This window comes from Pseudomonas sp. W2Oct36 (assembly GCF_041060465.1).
In the GTDB taxonomy this organism is placed as follows: Bacteria; Pseudomonadota; Gammaproteobacteria; order Pseudomonadales; family Pseudomonadaceae; genus Aquipseudomonas; species Aquipseudomonas graminis_B.
The window spans coordinates 64388-76383 of the sequence record NZ_JAUERW010000015.1; the positions used below are offsets into that span (position 1 = coordinate 64388).

The 11996-nt window shown below is 59.4% G+C and carries 12 protein-coding genes; 8 read left to right on the forward strand and 4 right to left on the reverse strand.

Annotated elements, in window-relative coordinates; all coding sequences use genetic code 11:
• The first annotated feature begins 22 nt into the window (after positions 1-22).
• The 3 genes from QWI18_RS18705 (at position 23) to rpoS (ending at position 2838) form a co-directional block, all read left to right on the forward strand.
• A complete protein-coding gene (locus QWI18_RS18705) occupies positions 23-658 on the forward strand; it encodes a protein-L-isoaspartate(D-aspartate) O-methyltransferase (protein WP_172610991.1) in 636 nt (211 codons plus the stop codon).
• Between the two features lie 178 nt (positions 659-836).
• A complete protein-coding gene (locus QWI18_RS18710; RefSeq protein WP_369319504.1) occupies positions 837-1730 on the forward strand; it encodes a peptidoglycan DD-metalloendopeptidase family protein in 894 nt (297 codons plus the stop codon).
• 103 nt (positions 1731-1833) lie between these two features.
• A complete protein-coding gene (gene rpoS / locus QWI18_RS18715) occupies positions 1834-2838 on the forward strand; it encodes an RNA polymerase sigma factor RpoS (protein ID WP_065989798.1) in 1005 nt (334 codons plus the stop codon).
• A 578-nt stretch (positions 2839-3416) separates the two neighbouring features.
• Here rpoS and fdxA read toward each other — a convergent pair.
• Both fdxA and mutS read right to left on the reverse strand, forming a co-directional pair.
• Entirely contained in the window at positions 3417-3740 is a 324-nt protein-coding gene (fdxA, locus tag QWI18_RS18720) for a ferredoxin FdxA (RefSeq protein ID WP_065989796.1), read from the reverse strand.
• Positions 3741-3979: 239 nt separating this feature from the next.
• Positions 3980-6547 carry a DNA mismatch repair protein MutS gene (gene mutS / locus QWI18_RS18725; protein ID WP_369319563.1) on the reverse strand — a complete coding sequence of 856 codons (2568 nt, stop codon included), beginning with the start codon at positions 6545-6547 and terminating at the stop codon, positions 3980-3982.
• A gap of 260 nt (positions 6548-6807) precedes the next feature.
• On the opposite strand from mutS, the gene QWI18_RS18730 reads away from it, so the two are divergent.
• From QWI18_RS18730 to recX, 4 genes are all read left to right on the forward strand, one after another.
• The gene (locus QWI18_RS18730; RefSeq protein ID WP_265386899.1) at positions 6808-6939 is read left to right on the forward strand and encodes a hypothetical protein; all 132 of its coding nucleotides are present in this window, start codon (positions 6808-6810) and stop codon (positions 6937-6939) included.
• Positions 6940-7043: 104 nt separating this feature from the next.
• On the forward strand, positions 7044-7544 hold the full coding sequence (locus tag QWI18_RS18735) for a CinA family protein (RefSeq protein ID WP_369319505.1): 501 nt from the start codon (positions 7044-7046) through the stop codon (positions 7542-7544).
• Positions 7545-7629: 85 nt separating this feature from the next.
• Positions 7630-8694 (forward strand): recombinase RecA, encoded by a 1065-nt coding sequence (gene recA, locus QWI18_RS18740; RefSeq protein ID WP_065989790.1) that lies wholly within the window; start codon positions 7630-7632, stop codon positions 8692-8694.
• An 8-nt stretch (positions 8695-8702) separates the two neighbouring features.
• Positions 8703-9170 (forward strand): recombination regulator RecX, encoded by a 468-nt coding sequence (recX, locus tag QWI18_RS18745; RefSeq protein WP_065989787.1) that lies wholly within the window; start codon positions 8703-8705, stop codon positions 9168-9170.
• Between the two features lie 48 nt (positions 9171-9218).
• On the opposite strand, the gene QWI18_RS18750 is transcribed toward recX, so the two are convergent.
• Positions 9219-10334 carry an LOG family protein gene (locus QWI18_RS18750; RefSeq protein WP_369319506.1) on the reverse strand — a complete coding sequence of 372 codons (1116 nt, stop codon included), beginning with the start codon at positions 10332-10334 and terminating at the stop codon, positions 9219-9221.
• A gap of 259 nt (positions 10335-10593) precedes the next feature.
• Positions 10594-11019 (reverse strand): quorum-sensing-regulated virulence factor family protein, encoded by a 426-nt coding sequence (locus QWI18_RS18755; protein WP_369319507.1) that lies wholly within the window; start codon positions 11017-11019, stop codon positions 10594-10596.
• A gap of 222 nt (positions 11020-11241) precedes the next feature.
• On the opposite strand from QWI18_RS18755, the gene QWI18_RS18760 reads away from it, so the two are divergent.
• Complete coding sequence (locus QWI18_RS18760; RefSeq protein WP_065989782.1) at positions 11242-11973, forward strand: tRNA-uridine aminocarboxypropyltransferase; 732 nt, start codon at positions 11242-11244, stop codon at positions 11971-11973.
• The last annotated feature ends 23 nt before the right edge of the window (positions 11974-11996 follow it).

Genomic DNA, 11996 nt, shown 5'->3' on the forward strand with positions numbered 1-11996 from the left:
TCTGTTACGACGTGGCGTGGGGATGACTTCCCAGCGCACCCGCGAGCGTCTGATTCAACGGTTGTGCGAAGAAGGCATCGCCAACACCCAGGTGCTGGACGTCATTCGCAAGACCCCCCGTCACCTGTTTGTCGACGAAGCTCTGGCGCACCGCGCCTACGAAGACACCGCGCTGCCGATCGGCAACAACCAGACGATTTCCCAGCCTTACATGGTGGCGCGCATGAGCGAGCTGCTGCTGGCGGCGGGTCCGCTGGACAAGGTGCTGGAGATCGGCACCGGCTCGGGTTATCAGACCGCGGTGCTGGCGCAGCTGGTGGAGCGGGTTTTCTCCGTTGAGCGCATCAAAGTGCTGCAGGACCGTGCCAAGGAACGCCTCGTCGAGCTGAACCTGCGCAACATGGTGTTTCGCTGGGGCGATGGCTGGGAAGGCTGGCCGGCGCTCGCGCCCTACAACGGGATCATCGTCACCGCGGTTGCCACTGACGTACCTCAGGCCTTGCTGGACCAACTGGCCCCCGGCGGTCGCTTGGTGATTCCAGTGGGCTCGGGTGAAGTGCAGCAACTGATGCTGATCATCCGCGAGGAAAACGGCTTCTCCCGGCATGTGCTGGGCGCCGTTCGTTTCGTCCCGCTGCTCAACGGCCCGTTGGCCTGAGCGCTATTTTGCAGCGGCAATGAATTCCACAGAACGCAGTCGGTCTACAGGCTGGCGTTTTGCAACGATGCTTCGGCCAACTGCCGCAGCGCCGTCTCACACCATTTTTTCATGGCTGCCTGGTCTTTTCACGATGCAGGGCAGTTTCTTCTTCAGTCACCGGTAAAGGGAGTGGCGGGTGAGTCTCACAGTCATTCGGCAGCGTAGTTCTTCAACAAGTTTTCAGCGTCTGGTGATTGGAGTTGCCCTGAGTATCCTTCTGGTCGGCTGCTCCAGCACGCCAACAGGCGGCGTGCGCGTTGTTGACCGTAACGGCAAATCGACGGTGCCGACGCGTCAGCCGGTCACCACTGGCCAGTACGTTGTGAAGCGCGGCGACACGCTTTTTTCCATTGCATTCCGTTACGGCTGGGACTGGAAAGCGCTGGCCGCACGCAACAGCATTCCAGAGCCGTTCACCATTCATGTCGGTCAGACGATCCGCTTTGACGGGCGCGCCAACTCGCCATCCACTGCAGTGGCCGCTGCGCCGGTCGGCGTTCCGCAGACCAGGACCAGCAGTTCTACATCGCCTTCCGGGTCGCTGAAGACCACCGTGATTTCAAGGCCGGTAGGCGCCGTTGCCGCGACGACGCCTCCGCCAACCAGCAACTCGACGGCCACGCCGGTCAACACAACAGTGGTCACTGGTGCCCGCTCGCCAAGCGGCTGGACATGGCCGACAAGCGGCGTTTTGATCAGCAAGTTCTCTTCAAACGGTAGTTTGAATAAAGGAATTGATATCGCTGGTGATTTGGGACAGCCTGTTTTGGCCGCGTCTGATGGGGCAGTTGTATACGCCGGGAGTGGTTTAAGGGGCTACGGCGAGCTGGTCATCATCAAACACAGCGATACCTACGTCAGTGCCTACGGTCATAACCGTCGGCTCTTGGTTCGGGAGGGACAACAGGTCAAGGCAGGGCAGAGTATTGCCGAGATGGGCTCGACGGGAACGGACCGGGTGAAACTGCATTTCGAGATTCGCCGCCAGGGTAAACCTGTAGATCCACTGGAATTTTTGCCACGTCGCTGATCGGTTGTCAGCCTGTTCCTGCGTAGAGGGGACAGGCTCAAGTGCTGCCACGGAAGAAGGCGTCACTGGAGCTTGAGGTCGAACTCACCAAAGGACTATAACAATGGCTCTCAGCAAAGAAGTGCCGGAGTTTGACATAGACGACGAGGTTCTCCTCATGGAGCCCGTAATCGTCCTGGATTCTGCAACGGATGAGAAGCCAGCTACACCTTCTGTTCGTGCAAAACCCAAAAACTCTGCAGCGCTCAAACAGCATAAGTACATTGACTACACTCGGGCACTGGATGCTACGCAGCTGTATCTCAATGAAATCGGCTTTTCCCCCCTGCTCTCCCCGGAAGAAGAAGTCCACTTTGCGCGACTGTCGCAAAGCGGCGATCCGGCTGGGCGCAAACGCATGATTGAGAGCAATCTGCGGCTGGTCGTGAAAATCGCCAGGCGCTACGTCAATCGTGGTCTTTCATTGCTGGACCTGATCGAAGAGGGCAATCTGGGCCTGATTCGAGCAGTCGAAAAATTCGATCCGGAGCGCGGATTCCGGTTCTCGACCTACGCCACCTGGTGGATTCGTCAGACCATCGAGCGCGCGATCATGAATCAGACGCGCACGATTCGTCTGCCGATCCATGTCGTCAAAGAGCTCAACGTCTACCTGCGCGCCGCGCGGGAGCTGACGCAAAAGCTGGATCACGAACCCTCTCCCGAAGAAATCGCCAACCTGCTGGAGAAGCCGGTCGGTGAGGTCAAGCGCATGCTGGGCCTCAATGAGCGCGTGTCTTCGGTGGATGTGTCGCTGGGCCCCGATTCTGACAAGACGCTGCTCGACACGCTGACGGACGATCGTCCGACCGATCCGTGCGAGTTGCTTCAGGACGACGATCTCTCCCAGAGCATCGACCAGTGGCTGTCCGAGTTGACCGACAAACAGCGTGAAGTCGTTGTCCGGCGATTCGGGCTGCGCGGGCATGAAAGCAGCACCCTTGAAGACGTCGGGCTGGAAATCGGCCTGACCCGAGAGCGTGTGCGGCAGATTCAAGTGGAAGGGTTGAAACGCCTTCGCGAGATTCTCGAGAAGAATGGGTTATCCAGCGAGTCACTCTTTCAATAAACCGCCGATGGTTGGCGGAAGTCAGATAACAGCAACACGAAAGCCCCGACGCGTCGGGGCTTTTTTTATGCCAGCTGAATGCGCTTTAGATGGATGTCACGTGACACCGACCGGACAGGCCGATGGTCTTTTTCACAATCGGGTAAGTGATGCTTACTCCTCCTGTAAGCCGTTTCTTACGCGTAATGTGAGTTATCGTCTCTTCTTTGGAGGATCAGGTCTCCGTCAGTTGAGAGCCGATGGTTATCCCATTGATTTAACTATCAATTTAAAATGAGCGTCGATCAGCGGCTGAATTTTTCTGCAAACTCTCGGCGCTTGCCCTCACCGTTTAAATCACTAAGATCAGTCCTGTACCGACGGATTGGTACAAGCGGTCAAGGACGACTGCTCAAGGACATCGCAGGACGCGATTCATCAGGATGATGAACAAGGATTAAAGGGATTATGGAAAAAATGTGGGCGGGTCATACCGCCCCTTTTTTCGTCTGCAGAAAAGTGCGACTGCAACCGGTCCACGATGCAAAAAGGCCCCGAGGGGCCTTTTGTGTCAGCAGAATGCGCAGCGCTCCAGACGCTTAGCGCTCCAGATCGGCGATCTTGCCGGTCTTGCCATCCCACTGCGCAGCATCCGGCAGCGCATCCTTGCGTTCCGTGATGTTGGGCCAGACGTCAGCCAGCTCTGCGTTCAGCTGAATGAAATTCTCCATGCCGGCCGGAATCTCGTCTTCCGAGAAGATCGCATTCGCAGGACATTCGGGTTCGCAAAGGGCACAGTCGATGCACTCGTCCGGGTGAATCACCAGGAAGTTTGGGCCTTCGTAAAAGCAGTCCACCGGACAGACTTCTACGCAGTCGGTGTACTTGCACTTGATGCAGTTGTCGGTGACGACGAAGGTCATTTCTAATTCTCTCCTCAGGCGGCGGCAGCAAGGCCGTTCAGTCCGGCTTGCCAGGTACGGGACGTCCCCCGGCCGTAAAACTCAGCTTCTCGAGCAACGCGGCAGGCAAGGTGTCCTGCGCGGCGATGTCCGACCTTGGTTCGCTGCGTTCAAACGCGGCCAGGTGCGCTGTAAAGCCAGGCTAAAAGCTCACAGCGTCCCGAACCGCGCGGGATTCTAACAGCTTGTTACGAATCACGTTAGATGCGAGTTTTCATCGAATACAACAACTCAAGCGCCTGGCGCGGCGTCAGGTCGTCGATCTTCAGGTTCGACAACTCGTCCAGAACAGGGTGCGGCAAACTTGCGAACATATCGCTCTGCATCGGTAGCGGCGGTTTGCCCGGCTTGGCCCTGGGCTGTTCGTGGGGCAGGCTGGTGGTCTCCAGACGCAACAGATGCTCCTTGGCCCGGGTGATGACGCGCCCTGGCACGCCGGCCAGTTGCGCCACGGCAAGGCCATAGCTCTGGCTCGCCGGGCCCGGCAGCACGCGGTGCAGGAAGACAATCCGTTCGTTGTGCTCGGTGGCATTCAGATGCACGTTGGCCACCAGCGGCTCGCTCTCCGGCAGCACCGTCAGCTCGAAGTAGTGCGTGGCGAACAGCGTGTACGCACGCAGCTGGGCAAGGCATTCCGCCGCCGCCCACGCCAGCGAGAGCCCGTCGAAGGTGCTGGTGCCACGTCCGACTTCATCCATCAGTACCAGGCTTTTGTCGGTGGCGTTGTGCAGAATGTTCGCCGTCTCGCTCATTTCCACCATGAAGGTGGAGCGTCCGCCGGCCAGGTCATCGCTTGAACCGATCCGCGTGAAGATGCGGTCGACCAGCGAAAGCTCGCAGCTCGCCGCCGGCACGAAGCTGCCGATATGCGCCAGCAGCACGATCAGAGCGGTCTGGCGCATGTAGGTGGATTTACCGCCCATGTTAGGACCGGTGATCACCAGCATGCGCGTGCTGTCGTTCAGGTCCAGGTCATTGGCCACGAAAGGCGACGACAGAACCTGCTCAACCACCGGGTGACGCCCCTGCTCGATGCGCATGCACGGCTCATCGGTGAAGCGCGGACGGTTCAGGTCCAGATTCAACGCCCGCTCGGCCAGGTTGCTCAGCACATCCAGCTCGGCCAGAGCCGCGGCGGTGTCCTGCAGCGGCGCAAGGTGCCCGATCAGGTCTTCCAGCAGCGTCTCGTACAGCATTTTTTCCCGAGCCAGCGCGCGGCTCTTGGCCGACAACGCCTTGTCTTCGAATTCCTTGAGCTCGGGGGTGATGAAACGCTCGGCGCCCTTGAGCGTTTGACGGCGGATGTAATCGGCCGGCGCCTGTTCCGCCTGCTTGCTCGGCAGCTCGATGAAGTAGCCGTGCACGCGGTTGTAGCCGACCTTGAGGTTGGCCAGCCCGGTGCGCGCCTTCTCCCGTGTTTCCAGATCAATCAGGAACTGCCCGGCGTTCTCGCTCAGGGACAGCAACTCGTCGAGCTCGGCGTCGTAACCGGTCTTCAGTACGCCGCCGTCGCGAATGACGGCAGGCGGATTGTCGATGATTGCGCGTTGCAGCAGGTCGGCGAGCTCCGGGTAGGTGCTCGCGGTTTTCGCCAATTGCTGAATGTGCGGCGCTTCAAGCTCCGCCAGCGCCAATTGCAGTTCGGGCAACGCGCTCAGGGCATCACGCAGACGCGCCAGGTCACGGGGACGGGCGTTACGCAGGCCGATGCGCGCGAGAATGCGCTCGATGTCGCCGATTTCTTTCAGTTGCGGCTGCAGGTTCTCGAAGCGATAGCGTTCAAGGAAGCAACCGATTGATTCCTGCCGGGCCTGAAGGATGCGCAGATCGCGCAATGGCCGGTTCAGCCAGCGGGTCAACAGGCGCGTGGCCATGGCGGTCTGGCAGCGATCCATGACCGATTGCAGCGTGTTGTCCCGGCCGCCCGCCAGATTGGTGTCGAGTTCCAGATTGCGACGGCTGGCGCCGTCCAGAATCACCGTATCGTCGAGGCGTTCATGGCGCAGGCTGCGCAAGTGAGGCAATGCCGTGCGCTGGGTTTCCTTGGCGTAACTCAGCAGACAGCCGGCCGCGCCGATTGCCAGGGTCAGGTTCTCGCAGCCGAAGCCTTTCAGGTCCTGAGTGGAGAACTGCTGGCACAGGCTTTTATGCGCCGAATCGCGTTCGAAATCCCACGGCGCGCGACGACGGGCTCCGCGACGTTTTTCCGCTGGCAGGCCCTGGGGCCAATCATCGGGAATCAGCAGTTCCACCGGGTTGATACGCTCAAGCTCGGCCAGCAGGTTTTCCCAGCCCTTGATTTCCAGCACCGTGAAATTGCCGCTGGTGATGTCGAGCACGGCAAGGCCGAACAGGCGCTCGTCGCCCAGTACGGCGGCGATCAAGTTATCCCGACGCTCGTCCAGCAACGCTTCGTCGCTGACGGTGCCCGGCGTGATGATGCGCACCACCTGACGATCAACCGGGCCTTTGCTGGTCGCCGGATCGCCGATCTGTTCACAGATGACCACGGACTCGCCCAATTTCACCAGCTTGGCCAGATAGCCTTCCGCTGCGTGATAGGGGATGCCGCACATGGGAATGCTTTGCCCTGCTGACTGGCCCCGGGCGGTCAACGTGATGTCGAGCAGCTTGGCCGCCTTCTTGGCGTCTTCGTAGAAGATCTCGTAGAAGTCACCCATGCGATAAAACATCAACTGGTCGGGGTGCTGATTTTTCAGCCGCCAGTACTGCTGCATCATGGGGGTGTGCGAGGAGAGGTCGGAAATTGCTTTATTCATCAGTTATTTAGGCAAATTCTGTAGGAGATTGAGGCAAGTTTCGGGCGACGACGTGGATTCCACCTACGTGGCTCGACGTCATGTCCGATTGCTTTTGCGATGGCGGCAAGGTTACCACGCACGTTCGCGGGCCGCAGGTCCGGCTGATTCGTCACGGCGCGTTTCCGAACCGACACGAAGCGCTTCGAGCTGGCTAGGATGTCGAGCACCGCCCGACTGGAGGCGGCATCATCGACAAGGATTGCACCATGCAACGCAAGCGAGGACGAGATTCAACCAACGGCCGTTTCATCCCTCTGGAGGAGGCCAAGCGACGTCCACGGGAAACCATCGTGGAAACCGTCAAGAAACCCTGCCCCGAAAAACCGGAGCGCAAATAAGTGTCTTGCAGGCGTGATCCGGATTCAGGTCGCGTCCTGTGTTGCAGATCGACCCGGCTGGTGTAGCGTGTCTGCTTCGCCTCGACCGATACGGAGAATCTCCCGTGGATGACATTACCCATCTGGCAGCAACCCTGGGCCAGCAACTGTTGGCAACAGGCGCGCAGGTCAGCACGGCCGAATCCTGCACCGGAGGCGGTATCGCCGAAACCATCACCCGAATCCCGGGGAGTTCGGCCTGGTTCGAGGCCGGGTATGTCACTTACTCCAACCGGCAGAAGACCCGACAACTGGCAGTGCCGGAAGCGTTGTTTGCGCAAGTCGGTGCCGTCAGTCGCGAAGTGGTCGAGGCCATGGCAAGGGGCGCGCAGGCCAACAGCGGCGCGCAGTTTTCGGTCGCGGTCAGCGGCGTGGCCGGGCCGGACGGGGGCTCGCTGGAGAAACCCGTGGGCACGGTGTGGGTCTGCTGGGGTGTGGCGGAACGATTGATCGCCGAGCGGTTTCTATTTGCAGGTGACCGCGATGCGGTCCGCCGACAAACGGTGATCGCCGCGCTAGAGGGGCTTGTCCGGCTCTCTCGCGGAGAAATACCAAATCAGGGGTAGGCGCGCGTCGGACCCTGTGGAATAATACTGGCTACTTATACAGTTATATCGGCCGTCAAGGCCTAACCTATTACGAGAGGATTCAATGGACGACAACAAGAAGAAAGCCTTGGCTGCGGCCTTGGGTCAGATCGAGCGTCAGTTCGGCAAAGGTGCCGTAATGCGCATGGGTGACCATGACCGCCAGGCTATTCCTGCTATCTCCACCGGCTCGCTGGGCCTCGATATCGCACTCGGTATCGGTGGCCTGCCAAAAGGCCGGATCGTTGAAATCTACGGCCCGGAATCTTCGGGTAAAACCACCCTCACTCTGTCCGTCATCGCAGAAGCCCAAAAAATGGGCGCCACTTGCGCATTCGTCGACGCCGAGCACGCGCTTGATCCAGAGTACGCCGGCAAGCTGGGCGTCAACGTCGATGACCTGCTGGTCTCCCAGCCAGACACCGGCGAACAGGCCCTCGAAATCACCGACATGCTGGTGCGTTCGAACGCGATCGACGTCATCGTCGTCGACTCCGTTGCCGCTCTGGTGCCAAAGGCTGAAATCGAAGGCGAAATGGGCGACATGCACGTCGGCCTGCAAGCCCGACTGATGTCCCAGGCGCTACGTAAGATCACCGGTAACATCAAAACTGCCAACTGCCTGGTTATCTTCATTAACCAGATCCGTATGAAGATCGGCGTGATGTTCGGCAGCCCGGAGACCACCACCGGTGGTAACGCGCTGAAGTTCTACGCATCGGTCCGTCTGGACATCCGTCGCACGGGCGCGGTCAAGGAAGGCGACGAAGTCGTCGGTAGTGAAACCCGCGTCAAAGTCGTCAAGAACAAGGTGGCTCCGCCGTTCCGTCAGGCTGAGTTCCAGATTCTCTACGGCAAGGGCATCTACCGTAACGGCGAGATCATCGACCTCGGCGTGCTGCACGGTCTGCTGGAGAAATCCGGTGCCTGGTACAGCTACCAGGGCAGCAAGATCGGTCAGGGTAAGGCCAACTCCGCGAAGTTCCTGGCGGACAACCCGGAAATCGGTACCACCCTCGAAAGGCAGATTCGCGAGAAGCTGCTGACGGCAGCGCCTGATGTGAAGGCCCAGTCGTCCCGCGTAGCGGCAGACGATGTGGCTGAAGTCGAAGCTGACGCGGACATCTGATCCCTGCCATGCCAGCTGTGCTTGATACGCCCGTCGCTGTAAGGCGTACTGCAATGGACCTGCTCGCACGACGCGAGCACGGTCGTGTCGAGCTGACGCGCAAGTTGCGTCAGCGCGGCGCTCCCCCCGAATTGATTGACGCAGCGCTTGACCGTCTGACGGAAGAGGGTCTGCTGTCTGAATCCCGATACCTCGAAAGCTTTGTTTCCTACCGTGCCCGCTCTGGCCACGGCCCTTTGCGTATCCGCGAAGAGCTGGGGCAACGCGGCTTGCCGCGTGCAGACGTCGAACAAGCGCTGCGCGAGTGCGGCGTGGACTGGTGGGAGAAACTGGAAGCGCTGTGGCAGCGCAAGTTCAGCGGTCAACTGCCCAGGGATGCTCGCGAGCGTGGCCAGCAGATGCGCTTTCTGAGTTATCGCGGATACCCGCCCGAGCTGATTGGTCGTTTGCTGAGTGGCAAGGGCAACGACGACTGACGCGTGATCTGCCTGAAGGCGCGCAGACGCGCCCTCAAGCATGCACCGTCACATCGGTTTCACAGGCTCGCTCCCTCGGGCCTGCTGAGAGTGCGCAGGTCTTGCCCAGTTTTCCTCCAGGTTTATGCAGTCCACCAGTTCGCGCAAGCGGCCATGGTTGCGGCCGTTAAACGTGAATGCCAGGCGCGTGAGATGGCTGAACTGCGCTTCGTCATATTCGTCCTGATGCCCGTATTGCTGGAAGTCGCCGCTTAACCGCAGATCGACAAACCTGTCCTGTAGGGCGTTCAACGCCTGTTCGCTCAAGGCGTGGTGCATGCGAATGACGAAGGTGTTCTTCAGCCAGCGGCTGGAGTGAAAGTTGCTGTAGAAGCGGTTGATCTCGGCGACGGCCTCATCGGCGCTGTACACCAGCTTCATCAGGTTCATGTCCGTAGGCAGAATGTACTTGTTCGTCTCCAGCTCATTTCTGATGAAGCTGAGCGCTCCTTCCCAGAAGGTCCCGCCCGGGGCATCCAGCAGCACGATCGGAACCAGAGGACTTTTGCCGGTCTGGATCAGCGTCAGCACTTCCAGCGCTTCGTCGAGGGTGCCAAACCCGCCTGGGCAGAGCACCAGCGCATCGGCCTCTTTGACGAAAAACAGCTTACGCGTGAAGAAGAAGTGGAACGGCAGCAGATTGCCGGTGCCATCCACGGTCGCATTGGCGTGCTGCTCGAAGGGCAGGGTGATATTGAAGCCCAGGCTGTGATCCAGACCGGCGCCTTCGTGGGCCGCGGCCATGATCCCGCCACCGGCGCCGGTGATGACCATCAGGTCCGAGGCGGCCAGTTGCTTGCCCAGTTCACGGGCCAGCGCATAAACAGGATGTTCGAGGGGTGTGCGGGCGGAGCCGAACACGGTGACCTTGCGCCGGCCTTTGAATCGTTCGAGCACCCGGAAAGCATTTTCCAGTTCGCGTAATGCTTGCAGGGTGATTTTGGCATTCCAGCGATTGAGGTCGTCCTGGGCCATGCGCAGGACGGTCAGGGTCATGTCGCGGTACAGCGGAAGATTGGGGCTGTCCGGGGCGACCGAACCGAGGAGCTCTTCGACCTTGAGGGTGAGGTCGTTTCCGTTGCTCTGAAAGTGTTGAGACAACGCGTCACTGGGTACGTACGGCATTCACGCTTTCTCCTTCAGCAGAATTAGAGAAAACAGTGATGGCAAGCCGCGCGACAGGCAACCTCTTTCTTGCACGCAAAGTGTGTTGGGGCGTAACAGGCAAGGCGAAACGAAACGCAGGCTCTGCGATCCGCGATCAAGGCAGGGTGCGAAAGATGTTGAGTGGGCAGGGAGTGGATGACGCATGTAGCCAGGGAGGGTGAAACAGGACTGCGCGTTGAAAGGATCTCGAAACGCGCAGCCCGTAAATCTCGTTACATCACTTCTTGTGGGCAGGGGGCTTGGCAGCGCAGTCCGCCGCTTTGATTTCCTGGGTGGTGATGAGCTTGTTGGTTTTGTATTCGGTGAACTGGTACCGCAGGATCGCGCCCTTGGCCATCAGTTGGCGGTAACCGGCGTTGCGGCACACGCTACCGCCCAGCTGACCGCGGACGTCGTCCGGGTTTTCGCGCATCTGAGCCGCCTGGCCGGCCTGCACGCTCAGGTGGTTGATCAGCATCTTGCCTTCAACGGTGTAGCCTTCGTCGAGGATGTCTTCGTTGATGGCGCGTGGGGTGCCGACACTGCTTTCCTTCGCGACTTTATCAAGCATCTGGCTCAGTTCGTAATCCTGCTTGGACGCCGCGTTGGCGCACAGTGGAGCGACGAGCAAAAGCGTGAGAGTGGGGGCGATGAGGCGCAGCATTGAATTCTCCTGGTGCGTGGACGGGTGTTGCAGAGGCTGGCCGTTGGACCGGCGACATCCCGAGGCGTTCACTGTGGGCGTGAGTGCTCTCAAGGCCGGGCAGTATAGGGGAGGAGCCTTGGCGGACACCAGAGAGCACGGCGCCTTGGCCCGCGTCTGATAGAATGCCGCGACTTTTCGACCTGCCGGATGCCCCTCGTGTCACTGCCTTCTTACCCCTCAATGACCCAGACTGTTTTTCACGGTAATTCGGTCGCACGTCTGAGAGATGAGCGGGAGGAGGAGAGCACGAAACCTTTCTTGGCTCGCGGATCACGTGCGCCAAGGTGCCATTGCTGTCGAGTGATCGAAAGTCACTGCCTTTGCAGGTGGCGTCCCAAGGTCCAGGCACGATCTGGGGTTTGCCTCATCATGACCAAAAAAGAGGTATTCAAACCCAGCAATACCGGTTGGCTGATAGCAGACGTGATTCAGGATAACCATGCGTTTGTGTGGTCACGCACTGAGGTCGACGAAAAGCTGATTGCATTGCTCAATGATCCGCAATGGCAGCCCTACCTGGTGTTCCCGGGTGAATACGTAGCGGCGGAGCGCGTCACCAACACCGTGACGATTAATCCGAACAAGAGACCGCTGTTTGTGCTGATTGACGCGACATGGACTGAAGCGAGGAAGATCTTCCGTAAAAGCGCTTACTTTGATTCGATCCCGATTTTAAGCCTGATTCCCGAGAAGCTTTCACGATACAAGTTGAGACGCTCCACCCGCAGCGAACATCTCTGTACCGCTGAAGTGGCCGCACTGTGTTTCGATCTGGCCGGCGATACTGAGGCAGGCTCTGCGTTGAGCTGTTATTTCGATGTGTTCAGTCAGCACTATTTAGGGGCTAAAAATCAGTTGCCCCTCGACTTGCTAAGCGATGCCCATCAAGAGCTGAAGGGTTACCTCGAGTAGTCATCAGTTGTGTCGCCGCCCGC

Coding starts and splice junctions, on each gene's coding strand:
- QWI18_RS18705 (WP_172610991.1), top strand. CDS start 23: ATGACTTCCCAGCGCACCCGCGAGCGTCTGATTCAACGGTTGTGCGAA.
- rpoS (WP_065989798.1), top strand. CDS start 1,834: ATGGCTCTCAGCAAAGAAGTGCCGGAGTTTGACATAGACGACGAGGTT.
- fdxA (WP_065989796.1), bottom strand. CDS start 3,740: ATGACCTTCGTCGTCACCGACAACTGCATCAAGTGCAAGTACACCGAC.
- QWI18_RS18730 (WP_265386899.1), top strand. CDS start 6,808: ATGCAACGCAAGCGAGGACGAGATTCAACCAACGGCCGTTTCATCCCT.
- recA (WP_065989790.1), top strand. CDS start 7,630: ATGGACGACAACAAGAAGAAAGCCTTGGCTGCGGCCTTGGGTCAGATC.
- recX (WP_065989787.1), top strand. CDS start 8,703: ATGCCAGCTGTGCTTGATACGCCCGTCGCTGTAAGGCGTACTGCAATG.
- QWI18_RS18750 (WP_369319506.1), bottom strand. CDS start 10,334: ATGCCGTACGTACCCAGTGACGCGTTGTCTCAACACTTTCAGAGCAAC.
- QWI18_RS18755 (WP_369319507.1), bottom strand. CDS start 11,019: ATGCTGCGCCTCATCGCCCCCACTCTCACGCTTTTGCTCGTCGCTCCA.
- QWI18_RS18760 (WP_065989782.1), top strand. CDS start 11,242: ATGACCCAGACTGTTTTTCACGGTAATTCGGTCGCACGTCTGAGAGAT.